Genomic DNA, 15,126 nt, shown 5'->3' with positions numbered 1-15,126 from the left:
GCGCGGCGCCGGCCCCGTGGCGGCGCCGCTGCCTCTTTTTAAAGAAATGAGCGTGTTGCCGGGGGGGCGGAGGGGAACCATCCTCTCCGCATGCCTCGCGACTCCGAGCCGCGCGCGCCCGACGACGTGCGACAGATCGTCACCTGGCTCGACAACGCCGTGCGGATCCCCGGCACCGACTGGCGGATCGGCCTCGACCCGCTCCTCGGGCTCGCGCCCGGCCTCGGCGACACCGTCTCGTCGGTGCTGTCGGGCTGGATCGTCGTGCGCGCGGCCGGCCTCGGCGCCTCGCCGGCCACGCTCGCGCGCATGACCGGCAATCTGTTGATCGATGCGCTGATCGGGACGCTCCCTGTCCTCGGGGACATGTTCGACTTCGGCTTCAAGGCCAACCAGCGCAACCTCGCCTTGCTCGAGGGCCACCTCGCCGATCCGGCGCGGCGTCGCGTCGTCGATCGTCGGCTGGTGATCGCGGCCGCCGTGGTCGCGGTGCTCGTCCCGAGCGGGCTCGCGGTGCTGGTCGGCTGGCTGGTGTTCGCGGCCGTGCGCGCGATCGGCTGGTGACGCGCGGTTGCGAGCGGCGCGAGGACCGACCTGCGTTCAGCGCTCATCGCCGTCACTCGGTCCGGCAGCGAGCCAGGGCGACCGAAGAATTTCAGCGGCAGCCGGCCTTGCGCGCCGCTGTGGCCAGCGCGTCGGCGCCGAAGCGACGCCCGATCTCCGCCTCCATGATTTTATTGAATCCGTGAACGCGCATGCGCTGCTCGTCGGCTGTCGCGCAGTCGGTCAGCGCGCGGTGCTCGATCCGGTGTCGGCGCCACAGCAGCCGCGCGTAGCGCTCGCGGCACGCGGGCGGCGGCCCGAACGTCTGCAGCGCCAGCTCACCGCGGCCGAGCGCCGCCAGGGCCTCGCGTTCGCCCTGCGCGTACGCAGACGCCTGCAGCGCCTCGAACGCCTTCACCGCTGCGTCGGGGATGTTCGGTCCGTCCCACTCGGCCAGCGGCGGCGGAGGTTCTTCGGGCTGCGCGAGCGCGGGCGAGGGGTCGTGTCCGGCGCAGGCCGCGAGGCCGAGGGCGACGAGCAGGGACCGGCGAGCGCGGGCCTTCACGCTCACAGCGTGACTCGCCGGCGATCGGCGCACATCCGACCCGGATCGGCCCCTTCGGGTTGCCCGCGCCCGCGGACCTGCGCTATGAGCCATCGTCGCACTCTTCGCCAAGGACGGCCGCGCGATGCACCGACGCTTCACGACCTTCACCACCGTCGTCCTCGGCGGCGCCCTCCTCGCTGCGTGTGGCGGCGCCTCCGAGGGCCCGGCCAAGCCGGCCGCGCCTGCGGCCCCTGCGGCCCCCGCGGCCCCGGTCGAGGCCCCTGCGCCGGCCCAGCCGGTGGTCCCCGACACGCCGCCGCTGACCGCCGCCGAGCGGGCCGCCGCTGCGGGCCGGATCTTCTTCCTCGCCGAGCGCGAGGGCGGGGCCACGATCGACGCCATCTTGCCTTCGGGACAGGGCGCAAAGACCATGCTCCAGGGGACACCCGGCGACGGTCCGCCCTCGGTGTTGCCCGGCCCGATCGCCCCCGGCGGCGAGCTGATGGCGATCATCACCGTCGACGAGCACGAGGGCGCCCACTTCGAGCGCATCGAGGTGCGGCCGCTGGGGGCCGAGGGCGAGCTCGGCGAGCCGCTGTGGCGCAGCGACGCCGCGCCGCAGGTGCGCAGCCCGGCGTGGTCGCCGGACGGGCGGACGCTCGCCTTCGAGGCCGCCTTCTCGAGCTTCCGCGATATCTACGGGCTCGACCTGGCCGACCGCGCCAAGCCCAAGCTGAACCGCCTGACCGACCACCCGGCCGGCAACTACGAGCCCGCCTGGTCGCCGGACGGGCGCCGGATCGCCTTCGTCTCCAGCCGCGACGGCAACGCCGAGATCTACGTCATGCGGGCCGACGGCAGCGAGCCGCAGCGCGTCACGCACTTCCAGCTCGACGACTGGGGCCCGGTGTGGTCGAAGGACGGGAGCCTCCTGGCGTTCATCAGCAACCGCGAGAGCGCCGACCGGATCTTCCTGTGCAAGCCCGACGGGTCCGAGCTGCGCCGGCTGACGCCCGACGGGCCGGAGGGGCGCAAGGCGTTCGAGCCGGCCGAGGCCGAGCCGACCTTCACGCCCGACGGCCAGGGGCTCGTGTTCAGCACCCGCACCGGCCCGCAGCAAGGCGCGCTGCGCCGCGCCGACCTCAAGACCGGCGCGATCACCCCGCTCACCGCCGGCACCAGCTCCGACCGCGAGCCGACCTTCTCGCCCGACGGCAAGCTGCTGGTGTTCGCCTCCGACCGCGACGGCGACCCCGAGCTCTACCTCATGCGCCCCGACGGCACCGGCGTCACCCGCCTCACCGAGCGCAAGGGCGTCGACTGGCTGCCGCGCTGGAGCCCGCGCTGACGGCCCTCTTCACGAGGGACATGCTCTGAAGCACATGTCGCTCCGGACATGCCCCGGAAGGCATGTCCGGAGCGACAGGCGCCGAGGTGAGCGCCGGCTCAGGTCGACTTCGGCGCGGCGTTCTTGGCCTCGGCCTCGGCGCGCTCGCGGGCGATGCGCTCGCTGTCCTTCGCGTAGGCGAAGTCTCCCGGCTTCGGCTTGCGGATGAACAGCAGGTACACGCCGATGCCGAGGATGATCATCGTCGCGTAGTGGGCGGTGGTGAGGCCGAAGTAGAGCTTGTCCTTCTCGCGCATGAAGTCGAGCGCGAAGCGGAACGGCGCGTAGAGCAGGCAGGTGAGGCCGGCGATCCGGCCGGGGGCGGACTTGGCCCAATTGAACACGAAGTGCACGAACAGGACGATCGGCACCAGGTACATGAACTCGAGCAGGCCGTTGTCGAAGCGGTACTCGCCGCCGGGCCAGGGGCCGACCGCGAGCGGGTGCGACGGGTCGACGATGGCGCCGGGGTGGTCGTGGACGAGGGCGCAGCCGAGGCGGCCGAGGGTGAAGCCGACGAGCAGGCCGAACACCAGCATGTCGGCCCAGATCAGGTACGGCTGCTTCATCTTGCGCAGGTACCAGAAGAACCCGACCAGCGCGCCGAAGAACCCGCCGACGCTCGACAGGCCGTTCCAGATCATCAGCAGCACCGCGGGGTTTCGCGCCACGTCCTCGGGGAAATAGAACAGCACCGAGACCCAGTGCGAGATGACGAAGCCCGTGATCAGGATGTAGAACATCAGGTCGCGCGCGACGAACTCGTCCATGTCGCGCTTCTTCGCGAACGCCAGGCAGCGGTGGTACCCGAGGATGACGCCCACCGCGACCAGCGGCCCGAACACCTGCAGCTTGAGCGGCCCGATGACGGGAAGATCGGCGATCAGCTTCTCGGGCGGCTTGATGTACGGGATCAGTGCTTCGAGCATCGGAGCCGCAAGGTAGCCGAAGCCCCCCGGCCCTGCAAAACCCCCGGCCTTCAGCGCGCGCCGGGGCCGGAGCCCGGCTCGCCGTAGCCTCCGCCGCCGGGCGTCTCGATCGTGAGGCGCTGGCCGGCCTGCACCGTGATCCGCGCGCGCCCAGGCAGCTCCGCGCCGTCCAGCAGGTTGCGCCCGCACGCCCCCGCAGCCCCGCCCGCGAGCCCGAACGGCGCTCTGCTGCGCCGCTCCGCCACGATCGAGACTTCGATCCCGCCGCGCAGGAATTCGAGTTCGCGCACGAGCCCGTCGCCCCCGCGGAAGCGCCCGATCCCCCCCGAACCGCGGCGCAGCGCGAACCGATGCACGCGCACCGGAAACCGCGCCTCGAGCACCTCGGGGTCGGTGATCCGCGTGTTCGTCATGTGCGTGTGGACCCCGGACGCGCCGGCCTCTCCGGCGATTGCGCCGCTGCCGCCGCCGATCGTCTCATAGTAACCAAAGCTCGCGTCGCCGAAGCTCAGGTTGTTCATCGTGCCCTGGCTGGCGGCCGCGGCCCCCAGCGCGCCGAGCAGCACGTCGACCACCCGCTGCGCCGTCTCGACGTTGCCCGAGGCCACCGCCGCACCTGTCTCCGGGGACAGGATCGTGCCCGCCGGCAGCACCAGGTCGACCGCGTGCAGGCAGCCCGAGGCCAGCGGGATCGGCCGCCCCGCCAGCAGGCGCAGCACGTACAGCAGCGCCGACACCGTCACCGCGCGCGGCGCATTGAGGTTGCTCGCCGACTGCGGCCCCGTGCCGGTGAAGTCGACCGTGAGGCGCCCGCCGCGGGTCGTCAGCGTCACCGCGATCGCCGTGCCGTCGTCGAGCGCGTCGGTGAACGAGCGCGCGCCGGCCGGCATGCGGGCGATGAGCTCGGCGACGCAGGCGGCCGCGTCGTCCTGGATCGCCCGCAGATAGCTCGCCAGGCCGGCGCTGCCGCAGCTCGCCGCCAGCTCTCGCAGCAGGCGCGCGCCGGCCTGGTTGGCCGCGATCTGCGCCTCGAGGTCGGCGAGGTTCTCCTCCGGCCGGCGCGCGGGCCATGTCCCTTCGGTCAGGATCGCCAGCACCCCGTCGCGGTCGAGCCGGCCGCCGCGCACGGCAGGGAACGCGCGGAACACCGCGCCCTCCTCGGCCAGCGTGCGGGCGTCCGGCGGCATCGAGCCGGGGGTGATGCCGCCGACGTCGGCGTGGTGCCCGCGGTTGGCGACGAACCCGCACAGCGCGCCCGCGGCGTCGTGGACCGGCGCGATCACGGTGATGTCGGGCAGGTGCGAGCCGCCGGCCGCCGGGTCGTTGGTGACGAACACGTCGCCGACCTGCGGCGAGGGGTGCGCCGCCAGGACGCCGCGGATCGACTCGCTCATCGCCCCGAGGTGGACCGGGATGTGCGGCGCGTTGGCCACCAGCCCGCCCTCGGCGTCGAACACCGCGCACGAGAAGTCGAGCCGCTCGCGGATGTTGGTCGACAGCGCGGTCCGCTGGAGGACGACGCCCATGTGGCGGGCGATGCCGGAGATCCGCGCGCTCATGATCTCGAGGCTGACGGGGTCGACCTCGCCGGCGCGCACCGGCTCGGTGCCCGCCACGTCGCGCGCGACCAGGCAGCCGTCGGCCGCCAGCTCGGCGACAAAGCCGGGCTCCAACACGATCGTCGCCGTCGCGTCGAGGATCAGCGCCGGCCCCTCGATCACCTGCCCGGCCGCGATCGCCTCGCGCCGCAGCGTCGGCACCCGCTGCCACTCGCCGGCAAACCACATGTCCGAACGGTCAGGGATGTCCAACGACGAACCTGTCTCTTCGGGCAGCAGGCCGGAGGCCGCCTCGTCCGTGACCACCAGCTCGACGCGCGCGCTGACGACCTCGATCGGGTGGTCCGGCCGGGCGTAGCCGAACTCGCGCGCGTGGGCCCGCTCGAACGCCGCCCGCAGGCCCTCGCCCCACGGGACCGTCAGCGCCACGTGGGTGCCGCGGTAGCGCAGGTCGACCCGCCGCGCCGCCGAGACCTCGCGGGCGCCCTCGGCCGCCAGCGCCGCGCGGCCCTCGGCTTCTAGCCTTTGGAACATGTCCGAAAGGTCCAGTGAATCCTCGAGCAGGCCCCCGCCGACGTCGGCCTGACCGTGCCAGCCCGGGCGCGCGGCGCCGATGCCGACGGCCGACAGCACCCCGGCGAGCGGGTGGAACACGAGCGTGCGGAGCTGCAGCGACCGCGCCACCGCGCACGCGTGCTGCCCGCCCGCCCCGCCGAACACGATCAGCGCGTGCTCGCGGACGTCGTGGCCGCGGCGCACCGTGACGTCGCGGATCGCCGCCGCCATCCGCTCGTCGGCGATCTGCCGCAGCCCCTCGGCGACCTGCAGCGGCGACATCGCGGCCCCGCCGGCGTTCACCTCCTCGGTCAGCGCCTCGAGCCCGGCGAACGAGCGCTCCCGGTCGAGCGCGAACGGGAAGCGGGCCGGGTGCAGGCGGCCGAGCACGAGGTCGACGTCGGTCAGCGTCAACGCCTGCGCGGTCGCCCGCCCGTAGCACAGCGGCCCCGGGTCGGCGCCGGCGCTGTCTGGCCCGACGGACAGCTTGCGGTCGCGGTACCGGCAGATCGATCCGCCGCCGGCCGCGATCGTGTGGACCGCCAGCATCGGCGTGCGCAGCCGGACCCCGGCGACCCGCGTCTCGTAGCTGCGCTCGAGCTCGCCGCCCCAGCGGAGCACGTCCGTCGAGGTCCCGCCCATGTCGAACCCGATCACCTGCGAGAGCCCCAGCCGCGCTGCGATCGCGGCGCACGCCACCGCCCCGCCGGCCGGGCCCGACAGCACGGCGTCGCGCCCGCGGAACCGCTCGGCGGCGCACAGGTCGCCGCTCGACTGCATCAGCTGCAGCTCCGCCGAGCTCAGGCGCGCCCGCAGCCCGCGCACGTAGGCGCGGAGCAGCGGCGTCAAGTAGGCGTCGACCACGGCCGTCTCCGCCCGCGCCAGCAGCCCCTGCGCCGGCGCGACCTCGTGCGACAGCACCACCTCCTCGAACCCCGCCGCGCGCGCGGCGGCCCCGACCTCGCGCTCGAGCCCGCCGTCGCGGTGGTCGTGGATCACCGCGACCGCCGCGCTGCGCAGGCCCTTCGCGCGGATGTCCCGCAGGACATGTTCCAACGCACCTGTCTCGGGAGAGACAATCACGGCTCCGTCGGCCGCCCTCCGGGCGTCGACCTCGAGCACTGCAGCGGGCAGCGGCGGCGGCTTGTGGATCGCCAGCGCGAACAGGTCGGGTCGGGCCTGGTCGCCGATCTCGAGCAGGTCGGCGAAGCCGCGGGTGATCAGCAGGGCCGTGGGGGCGCCCTTGCGCTCGAGGAGGGCGTTGGTGGCGACGGTGGTGCCGAGGCGGATCCGGCAGCGAGGGATCGGCTCGTGTTCGCCGAGCCCGAGCAGCCCGCGGATCGCCCGCAGCGGCGCGTCGTCGGTCGACAGCACCTTGATCGCGCGCAGCCGGCCGCTCCCCGGCGCCCGGCCGACGCAGTCGGTGAACGTGCCGCCGCGATCGATCCAGAACTCCCACGGCTCCTCGCGCATCGCGGTCTCCTTACCACGTCGCCGCGCCGGCGCTCACTCGGGCGGCTCGGCCAGGCTGAGCGTGTCCCACAGCGCCTCCCAGACCTCCTCGGCCATCGCCGACTCCTTGCGCCCGGGGTCGGTGGCGATCGGCGCGGCGATGTCCCAGTGGACGACCTCGCCGCGCCTGCCGTCCCGCCGCTCGATGATCAGGAGCTGGCCGTCGATCTCGCCTGGAGGCGCGAATTTCGCCTGGTCCGGCAGCTTCCACGCCGGTTGCAGCTTGGCCGCGACCATCGCCCAGTCGACCGGCTGCCGCGGCCGCGGCCGACACATCCCGAGGCCGTGGCCGGTGCGCCGGTCGACGCAGTCGATCCAGTCGCGGTACTCGGCGAACATGCCGTCGTCCTCCTCCTGCGTGGGCGCCGACCAGAACACCCACATCTCGCCGGTCACGCCGTCCGCGCCGCTGCGCACCTCGACCAGAGCGCGCCGCGCAGGGGTCCGGATCCACACGCGCAGCTCGGTGTCGAGGGCCCCCAGCCGCGCCTGCGCCAGCGGCGGCGCCCCGCGCAGCAGGTCGACGCGGGCCAGCTCGTCGACGCGGGCGGCGAGCCAGTCGACGGCCGGCAGCTCGCGGACGACGGTCGCGTCGCGTGGCGCAGCACAACCTGTCCCAAAAGTCGAGTGGAGGCCGACGAGGACCACGGCGGCGAGCCGACGAGACGAGACATGCATCGCAGCGGCGAGCGTAGCGGGACGGGCGAGCGTTGCCAAACCGCGGGGGACGTGCCAACCATGCCGCTCGGGCGATGACGACCGGCGAGAAGATCTTTCGTCAATTGCGGCGCCGCGCCAATCAGATGTTCGCGCGCCTGCGGCCGCCGCCGGCCGCCTTCGTCTACGGCCCGCACTACGAGTGCTCGTGGCCGGGCTCCGCGGTCGACGAGGTGCGCGGCGAACGGATCCTCACCGCCCTGGCGGCCGAGGGCCTCGTCACCTTCGAGCAGGTGAGACGCCCGCCGCTGGCGACGTACCACGCGATCCGGCGGGTCCACGACGACGCCTACCTCGACGCCTGTCAGCGCCCCGAGGTCATGAGCGACATCCTCGGCGGGCTCGCGGTCAGCGAGGTCGACACGGCGCGGATCCTCGACCTCCAGCGGGCCATGACCGGCGGCACCATGCTCGCCACCGACATCGCCCTCGGCACCGGCAAGATCGCCATCAACCTCGGCGGCGGGTTCCACCACGCGCACCGCCAGATCGGCCGCGGCTTCTGCGTGTTCCACGACGTCGCGGTGGCGATCGCCGAGCAGCGCGCGCTCGGCTTCCACGAGCGGATCCTCGTCGTCGACCTCGACCAGCACGACGGCGACGGCACCCGGGCCCTGTTCGCCGACGACCCCAGCGTGTTCACGCTGTCGATCCACAATCATCACTGGGGCGGCACCGAGGCGATCGCCTCGACCAGCGTCGCGCTCGGCGACGTCGTCGGCGACACGCTCTACCTCGAGACGGTGCAGCTGCACCTCACCGAGGCGCTGCGCCAGCACCGGCCGCGATTGATCTACTTCCTGGCCGGCACCGACCCGGCCGTCGGCGACCGGATCGGGGTGTGGCAGATCAGCGCCGAGGGCATGCTCGAGCGCGACATCGCCGTGTTCGAGGCGATCCGCGAGTTCGCGCCGGACGCCGCGGTGGTGGTCTGCCTCGCCGGGGGCTACGGGCCCACCACCTGGCAGCACAGCGCGCGCAGCTTCGCCTGGCTGCAGAGCGGCCACCGCGGGTTCGAGCCGCCCGACAACGACGAGCTGACGCTGATGCGCGCGCGTCACTACGCGGCGCTGCTCAAGCCGGCCGAGCTGACCGGCGAGGACGACGACCTCGGGCTCACGCTCGAGGACCTGGTGCCGAGCCTGGCGGCGACCGCCCGCGAGCCGCGGTTTCTCGGCTACTACTCGCGCCAAGGCCTCGAATTGGCGCTCGAGCGGCACGGCTTCCTCGGCCGCCTGCGCGGCAAGGGCTTCCAGCCCTCGCTCGAGTTCAACCTGGTCGACCCGCAGCGGCACATCCTCAAGATCTTCGGCGACCCGGAGCACAAGGAGCTGCTGTTCGAGCTGGTCGTGCGCCGCGACCGGCGGACGATCCCCGGCTTCGAGCTGCTGGCGATCGACTGGCTCCTGCTGCAGAACCCGCGCGAGCATTTTTCCGAGGACAAGCCGGCGCTGCCCGGCCAGCGCCACCCGGGCCTCGGGCTGTTCGAAGAGACCGTCGCCCTGCTGATCATCGCCTGCGAGCGGGTCGGCCTGGCCGGCCTGGTGGTCACGCCGTCGCAGTACCACCTGGCGGTCCAGTGGCAGAAGCGGCTGCGCTTCGTCGACCCGCGCGCCGGCGCGCGCATGCGGGCGATCCGCGAGGCCCTGCCCGGCGCCAGCCTGACCGAGGCCGCCCGCGCGCTGCAGGAGGGCCGCGTCGTCGACCAGTCCGGAAGGACATGTTCGTATGAACCTTCGCCGATGATCTTCCCGATCTCCGACGAGCTCAAGGCCGAGCTCGACCCCGAGAACTACCTGCGGGCGATCGACGAGGCAGCCGACGAGTACCGCTTCCAGCTGTCCTCGCCGCGCTGACCCGCGGTGATCGAAGACGACCCGGCCGTCGACGCGAGCGACGCGAATGCACGGTGCGGCTCACGCCGCCGTGACGCATCCCGGGCCGCGGCGTCATCGCTTGACCGCGGCCGGGTCGCCGCCCAGCTTCTTGAACTTCTCGCAGCCCTCGACGAGCCCGCCCTTGCACTGCGCGCCGTAGAGGTCCCTGGCGCGGGCCTTGTCGCTGCTCCGGAGCTCGTCGGCGAGCCTCAGGCAGGCGGTGTTGTTGCCCTTCTGGCAGAGGTCCTCGTAGAGCTTGAGCGCGCGGTCGCGGTCCTTTGCCACGTCCTTGCCTGTGAGGTACATGTCGGCCACCTCGAGGCAACCATTGCCGCTGGCGTTGCACATGCGCTCCATGTAGGTCGCCGCGCGCGCGCCGTCTTTCGGGACCTGCGCCCCCTCGCGGAACATCCTGGCGAGCGTGCCGCAGGTCGAGCCGGCGCCCGTGGTCGGGCACGTGCGCTCGAACAGCGCCTCGGCCCGCGCGGCGTCCTTGGCGGTGCCGCGGCCGGCGAACACCATCAGGCCGGCGTCGAGGCACGACAGGGTGTTGCCGGTGGCGCAGCTCTTCTCGTGGTACTCGAGGCCGACGGCCTCGTCCTTCGGCACGAGCTTGCCGTCGATGTGGAGATTGGCCACCTCGCGGCAGGCGTAACGGCGGCGCGACGCACAGGCTTCCTTGAGTACGGCGACGCCCCGGGCGATCTCGTCTGGTGCGGGCGCGGCGCCCCCGCGGGGCTTCAGATAGGAGTCGGCGAGCGAGCCGCAGCCGAACGCGTCGCCGAGCTTGCACGCGCGATCGAGCAAGCCGCGACCGCGTGCGAGATCCGGCGCGGCGCCGGCGAGGAAGTCGCCGGCGAGGACGCGGCACGCGGGCCCGTGGCCGAGGTCGCAGCCGCGTTGCCAAACCTTCTGCACCTCGGCGCGCGGGGCCTTGAGCGCCATGGCGACGTAGCCGAGGCGATCGCAGCTCTCGGCGACGCCGCCGTCGCACGCGCGGGTGAACAGCTGGTGCAGCTCCTCGTCGCGCTGCCGGGCGAGCTGCACCAGCGAAGCGTCACCCGCGACCTCGAGTCTCCGGTTCTGCAGGAGGACCGCGAGGTTGTGGCAGCTTCCGGCGCTGCCCTTCTGGCACTGGGTCTCGCACGCGCGCTCGTCGTCGGCGGCGCACAGGTGCGGCGCGGCAGCGTCGGCGGTGCATTTGCCGGCGGCCATGGCCATGCCGACCGGGCAGGCGACGGCCAGCGGTACCGGCGGAGGCTCGGCCGGCGGCCTGGTGTCGTCGGCGGGAGGCGAGGCGGCGGCGGTGAGCGGCACCAGTTCGAGGCGGACCGCCGAGCGGCACTGCGCCGGTGGTTTGACGTCGTCGGGCGAGGCGCCGCGGCATTCGCCGAGGTCGCCGTCCTTGTTCAGGCTCTGGCGTTCGCTCGCGCTGCGGGCGTTGGCGCCGTACCCGAACACGTCGGCCACGAGCCGCGCCTCGCCGCGGGTGCCGACGCCGACCGCGAACGCGCCGACGCTGGCCGAGCGCACGAAGTGGGTCGCGCCCTCGCAGCGACCGCTGAGCTCGGGCTGGCCGGCGGCGTCGAGGGTCGTGCTCTGCTTGCCGACGAGCACGAGCGCGAGGTCGAGCGCGGCGTCGCGGTCGAGGCCTCCCGCCAGCTTGACGCCGTTGAGCGGCAGGTTGGCCGCGACCTCGCCCTTGTCGACGAGCTTGATCACCTCTTCCTTGCGGCTGACGCCGGCGAACTTGTACGCCCCGGGGAGCCGGCACGCAGGCAAGAGCCGCATGCTCTTGCAGTCGTAGGCGACCACCGCGAGGCCCTCCTTCATCGCCACCTCGAGGTCGACGCGCTCGGAGGACGACATGTCGACGATGAGCGGCTGGGCGTCGGTCGCCCCTTCCCGACAGGTCAACTCGGCCGCCTGCAACGCCTCGCCCGCGGTCGGTGAGGTCGGTCGCACGGCCTTGCCGAGGGTACCGGCGCCGCAGCCGGACGCGAGCAGCAAGGTCGCGCAGGAGAGGACGAACATGGGCAGAGGCTTCGAGAAGGCAGACATGCAGACTCCGGGATGTGCATCCCCTGGATGCCGGGCCTCGGCGGCTGTCGCACGGCCGGGCCCGGTGCGACTGTTGCGTTGACTCACGCATGTTCGGCGGCGGACGCATCGACCGTGCCAAGGTCCGCGCCGCTCGCGGGGGCGGTGATGCGAATCGTCCACCCCGACCGGGTATGCCGATTCGTGCAGGTCACCGGCCACGCTCCGCCGTACCGGGGTTCAATAGCGAAGCGCCCGTGGACGTGCGATCCGTCCACGAGCGCTGATTCGTCGCCGCTGCTGTCGATTCAGGTCAGGCGGTCGAGCTCGCCGGTGCAGGGCAATTGCGTGTCGCCCTTGAGCGTCACGCTGGCCTCGCCGACCTGGTCGATGTCGGCGCCCATGGCCCTGGCGATCGACACCAGCAGGCGGTTGTGCGGGGGACCCTGCGGCTCGTCGCCCCACGTCCCCTTGATAATGTTCTTCTGGGCCCAGCGGACGTAGCGCCCGGTCTTGAAGTGATGGGTGGCGCCGGCCATGACGATCGGCCACTGGTTCATGCTGTGCTCGCCGGTGCACAGCTCGTTGCCCCACACCACCAGCGTGTCGTCGAGCAGCGTGCCGTTGTCGCCCGGCACGGCGTCCAGCGCCGCCAGAATATTCTTAAAATCTTCGGCGTGGATCTTGTGGTAGTTCGTCATCACCTGCATCGCCGTCGGGTCGGACGAGGCCTGGTGCGCGTAGTCGTTGTGGAGGTCGCCGGGCGGGGCGCTGACGTGCTCGTTGCGCAGGCCGCTGAAGGCGAGCACGGCGACGCGGGTCATGTCGCACGACAGCGCCAGCGTGGTCAGGGTCGTGAACACCTGGGCGCGGTGGAAGTAGAACTGCGGGTCCTCCCACGGCGGGCCGCCGTCGGGCTCGGCGGGGGCCTCGCAGACGATGTTGGCGAGGTTCTCGAGCTGCTGGCCGAGCGAGTGCAGCAGGTCGCGGTGCTGCTCGACCTTGAGCTTGTCCTCGCCCGACATCTTCGGCGCGAGCGCGTGGTACTGCTCGCGCACCAGCGAGACGACGCTGCTCTGGCGGTTGCGGATCGTCTTGAGGTCGTCGGGCGGCTCGTTGGGGTCGACCGGGCCGTTCGGGAACAGCTTGCTGTAGAGCTGCCAGGGGTCTTCGATCCACGGCAGCGCCTTGCCGCCGGCGTCGAAGCTGTAGGCCCAGCTGCCGTGCGAGACCTGCAGCGAGGCGATCTGGCCCGGCTCGGCGACCACGCCGGCGACGATCTGGTCGATCGAGGGCCCGCCCGCGAGCGCCACGCCGCCGTCGACCGGCTGCGCCAGCGTGCCGGTGAGGCAGGTGGCGTGGCCCTCCTCGTGCTCGTTGATCCCCGTCATGTGCCCGGTCGCCATGCCGACGCCGTCGAGCACCAGCAGGCGGTCGCGGAAGCCGTGGAGCGGCCGCAAGATCTCGCTGAATTCGGCCTCGGCGAGGGCCCCGAGCGGCGCCTCCCAATCTGTATCTTCGGGCAGGTTGCCCGGGCGCATGCGCCAGTTCTGATAGACGGTGCCGTGCTCCGTCATCAGCATCAGCAGCCGCTTGACCGGGCCCGGCGGCTCGGCGCGGGCGCCTCGCGGCATCAGCGAGGGCAGGCAGAGCGCGCCCAGGCCGAGGCCGAGGCCGCCGAGGAAGCTGCGCCGGCGCAGGCGCGGGGCGCGGAGGTTCGATGCGGTCATGGGGCCTCCTTTCGGGTGCGGAAGGCGTCGCTGGTGACGACGGCGAGGAGGAGCGCGCGGACATCTCCGCTCGACGCGGCGAACTGGGCCCGCAGGTCGCCGAGGCTGCACAGGTCGGCCGCGGTGGTGCCGCGACCGAGGGCGTAGCGGTACACCTGCGAGACCACGCAGTTGTGGGCCTGCGTGCTGGTCGCGAGCTTCTGCGACAGCTCGATCGCCCCGTCGAAGGCGCCGTCGACGTCGGTGCCGATCAGCTCGCCGCTGGCGTCGACCGGCTCGCCGTTGTCGAGGTCGCGCCAGCGGCCGAGCGCGTCGTAGTGCTCGAAGCCGAAGCCGACGCCGTCGATCGTGGTGTGGCACGAGGCGCAGTCGGCCTGCGCGGTGTGCTTGGCGTAGCGCTCGCGGTTGGTCTTGGGCTGGCCGGGCTCGCCCTCGTCGGGCGGGTTGGTGTTGACGTTGGCGGGCGGCGGCGCGGGCGGGACGCAGAGCAGCCGCGCGAGCACGAACACGCCGCGCTTGACGGGCGAGGGGTGGACGGCGTGGGCGGTGCGGGCGAGGAAGCCGGCGCGCGTGAGGATCCCGCTGCGCTGCGCGGGGTCGAGGAGGGCGGGCGCCCACTCGCCGGGCGGCGGGGCCTCGACGCCGTACAGGGCGGCGAGGGTGGCGTCGACGTCGGTCTCGGTGCTGGTCAGCAGCGAGGCGAAGGTACCTGGCCCTTCGAACAGGGTCGACTCGACGAAGCGGTCGAGCTCGGCGCGCATGGCGGCGCGCAGGTCGGGGCTGTAGTTCGGGTAGGTCGCGGGGTCGGGGTTGATGAGCTCGACGCCGTCGAAGTCGAACCACTGGCGGTGGAAGTTGACGAGCGCGCCGCGGGCCTTGCTGTCGTCGAGCATGCGCATCGCCTCGGCGGCGAGGCCCTCGACGGTGTCGAGGTCGCCGGCGGCGGCCGCCGCGAACAGCTGGGCGTCGGGCATGCTGTCCCACAAGAAGTAGCTGAGCCGCGTGGCCAGCTCGTGGCCGGTCAGCGCGACGGCCTCGCCGCCCTCGACCGGCTCGCCGCCGAACTCGAGGAAGTAGAGGAACGCCGGCGACTGCAGCAGCGCCTGGGTCGTGAGCTGCAAGGCGACCGAGAAGTTGGTCTCGGCCAGCTGCTGGTCGAAGAAGCCGAGGAACGCCGCCTCCTCGTCGGCGGTCAGCGGCCGCCGGAACGCGCGCGCGCCGAAGTCGAGGATGAAGGTGTGACCGCACTGCTGCGGCTCGCCGCCGCCGTCGGCCGCGCACGGCAGGAACGCCTCGGGCGTGGCCCAGGCGGCCTCGGTGACGGCCAGGGCGGCGCGCTGGTACTGCTCGATGAGCAGGGCCGAGGGGGTCTGCACGTCGGCGTTGTTCTCGAAGCCGTTGACCTTCGGGTCGACGGCGATCGTCTGCAGCGGCAGCGTCACGCCGGGGAAGAGGTCGCGGACGGTGTTGTTGTACTGGGTGTGGGTGAGCCGCCGCAGCGGCGCGGGGCCGGGATCGAGCGGGCCCTCGCAGTCGGCGGGCTCGCCCTCGGTCGGGTCGACGCCGGTGCCGTCGCTCGTGGTCGGCGTGGTCGTCGTCGCATCGGTGGCAGTGCCGGGACCCTCGGTCAACGCCGCGGTCGCGGAGTCGTCGTCGTTGCCGCCGCCTCCGCCGCTACATCCCAGGACCAGCGTGCCACCGAGCATCCATGCTCGTGCCTGTCGCCTGTC

General features: G+C 72.8%; 10 protein-coding genes. 3 read left to right on the top strand and 7 right to left on the bottom strand.

Annotated features, from left to right (window positions below; translation table 11 throughout):
- The first annotated feature begins 90 nt into the window (after nucleotides 1–90).
- Entirely contained in the window at nucleotides 91–564 is a 474-nt protein-coding gene (locus tag NAEX_RS18670) for a DUF4112 domain-containing protein (RefSeq protein WP_096328838.1), read from the top strand.
- A 91-nt stretch (nucleotides 565–655) separates the two neighbouring features.
- Here the strand turns inward: NAEX_RS18670 and NAEX_RS18665 are convergent, their stop codons facing one another.
- The gene (locus NAEX_RS18665) at nucleotides 656–1,108 is read right to left on the bottom strand and encodes a hypothetical protein (protein ID WP_100793212.1); all 453 of its coding nucleotides are present in this window, start codon (nucleotides 1,106–1,108) and stop codon (nucleotides 656–658) included.
- Between the two features lie 124 nt (nucleotides 1,109–1,232).
- Between NAEX_RS18665 and NAEX_RS18660 the strand changes: the two genes are divergently transcribed.
- Nucleotides 1,233–2,438: a PD40 domain-containing protein gene (locus tag NAEX_RS18660; RefSeq protein ID WP_096328836.1), complete on the top strand. Its 1,206-nt coding sequence runs from the start codon at nucleotides 1,233–1,235 to the stop codon at nucleotides 2,436–2,438.
- Between the two features lie 98 nt (nucleotides 2,439–2,536).
- On the opposite strand, the gene NAEX_RS18655 is transcribed toward NAEX_RS18660, so the two are convergent.
- Genes NAEX_RS18655 through NAEX_RS18645 form a run of 3 tightly spaced genes read right to left on the bottom strand, consistent with a single transcriptional unit; the run spans nucleotide 2,537 to nucleotide 7,710 of the window.
- Entirely contained in the window at nucleotides 2,537–3,406 is an 870-nt protein-coding gene (locus NAEX_RS18655) for a prolipoprotein diacylglyceryl transferase (protein WP_096328835.1), read from the bottom strand.
- Between the two features lie 50 nt (nucleotides 3,407–3,456).
- On the bottom strand, nucleotides 3,457–6,993 hold the full coding sequence (locus NAEX_RS18650; RefSeq protein ID WP_096328834.1) for a hydantoinase B/oxoprolinase family protein: 3,537 nt from the start codon (nucleotides 6,991–6,993) through the stop codon (nucleotides 3,457–3,459).
- A 33-nt stretch (nucleotides 6,994–7,026) separates the two neighbouring features.
- Nucleotides 7,027–7,710 (bottom strand): hypothetical protein, encoded by a 684-nt coding sequence (locus NAEX_RS18645; protein WP_143140894.1) that lies wholly within the window; start codon nucleotides 7,708–7,710, stop codon nucleotides 7,027–7,029.
- 74 nt (nucleotides 7,711–7,784) lie between these two features.
- Here NAEX_RS18645 and NAEX_RS18640 point away from each other — a divergent pair, with 74 nt between their 5' ends.
- Entirely contained in the window at nucleotides 7,785–9,605 is a 1,821-nt protein-coding gene (locus NAEX_RS18640) for a histone deacetylase family protein (protein ID WP_096328832.1), read from the top strand.
- Nucleotides 9,606–9,698: 93 nt separating this feature from the next.
- Here NAEX_RS18640 and NAEX_RS18635 read toward each other — a convergent pair whose 3' ends face one another.
- The 3 genes from NAEX_RS18635 to NAEX_RS18625 form a co-directional block, all read right to left on the bottom strand.
- Nucleotides 9,699–11,660 (bottom strand): tetratricopeptide repeat protein, encoded by a 1,962-nt coding sequence (locus NAEX_RS18635; RefSeq protein ID WP_096328831.1) that lies wholly within the window; start codon nucleotides 11,658–11,660, stop codon nucleotides 9,699–9,701.
- A gap of 314 nt (nucleotides 11,661–11,974) precedes the next feature.
- Complete coding sequence (locus NAEX_RS18630; protein WP_096328830.1) at nucleotides 11,975–13,396, bottom strand: DUF1552 domain-containing protein; 1,422 nt, start codon at nucleotides 13,394–13,396, stop codon at nucleotides 11,975–11,977.
- A complete protein-coding gene (locus NAEX_RS18625; protein ID WP_170135819.1) occupies nucleotides 13,393–15,102 on the bottom strand; it encodes a DUF1592 domain-containing protein in 1,710 nt (569 codons plus the stop codon). The genes NAEX_RS18630 and NAEX_RS18625 overlap by 4 nt, the downstream gene beginning before the upstream one ends.
- Between the last annotated feature and the right edge of the window lie 24 nt (nucleotides 15,103–15,126).

The sequence above is a fragment of the Nannocystis exedens genome (assembly GCF_002343915.1).
In the GTDB taxonomy this organism is placed as follows: Bacteria; Myxococcota_A; Polyangia; order Nannocystales; family Nannocystaceae; genus Nannocystis; species Nannocystis exedens.
This window is presented reverse-complemented; position numbering and strand designations above follow the sequence as displayed.

Excerpts from the sequence above, each read along its gene's own strand:
- NAEX_RS18670 (WP_096328838.1), top strand. The coding sequence starts at position 91 with ATGCCTCGCGACTCCGAGCCGCGCGCGCCCGACGACGTGCGACAGATC.
- NAEX_RS18660 (WP_096328836.1), top strand. The coding sequence starts at position 1,233 with ATGCACCGACGCTTCACGACCTTCACCACCGTCGTCCTCGGCGGCGCC.
- NAEX_RS18655 (WP_096328835.1), bottom strand. The coding sequence starts at position 3,406 with ATGCTCGAAGCACTGATCCCGTACATCAAGCCGCCCGAGAAGCTGATC.
- NAEX_RS18650 (WP_096328834.1), bottom strand. The coding sequence starts at position 6,993 with ATGCGCGAGGAGCCGTGGGAGTTCTGGATCGATCGCGGCGGCACGTTC.
- NAEX_RS18645 (WP_143140894.1), bottom strand. The coding sequence starts at position 7,710 with ATGCATGTCTCGTCTCGTCGGCTCGCCGCCGTGGTCCTCGTCGGCCTC.
- NAEX_RS18640 (WP_096328832.1), top strand. The coding sequence starts at position 7,785 with ATGACGACCGGCGAGAAGATCTTTCGTCAATTGCGGCGCCGCGCCAAT.
- NAEX_RS18635 (WP_096328831.1), bottom strand. The coding sequence starts at position 11,660 with ATGTTCGTCCTCTCCTGCGCGACCTTGCTGCTCGCGTCCGGCTGCGGC.
- NAEX_RS18630 (WP_096328830.1), bottom strand. The coding sequence starts at position 13,396 with ATGACCGCATCGAACCTCCGCGCCCCGCGCCTGCGCCGGCGCAGCTTC.
- NAEX_RS18625 (WP_170135819.1), bottom strand. The coding sequence starts at position 15,102 with ATGCTCGGTGGCACGCTGGTCCTGGGATGTAGCGGCGGAGGCGGCGGC.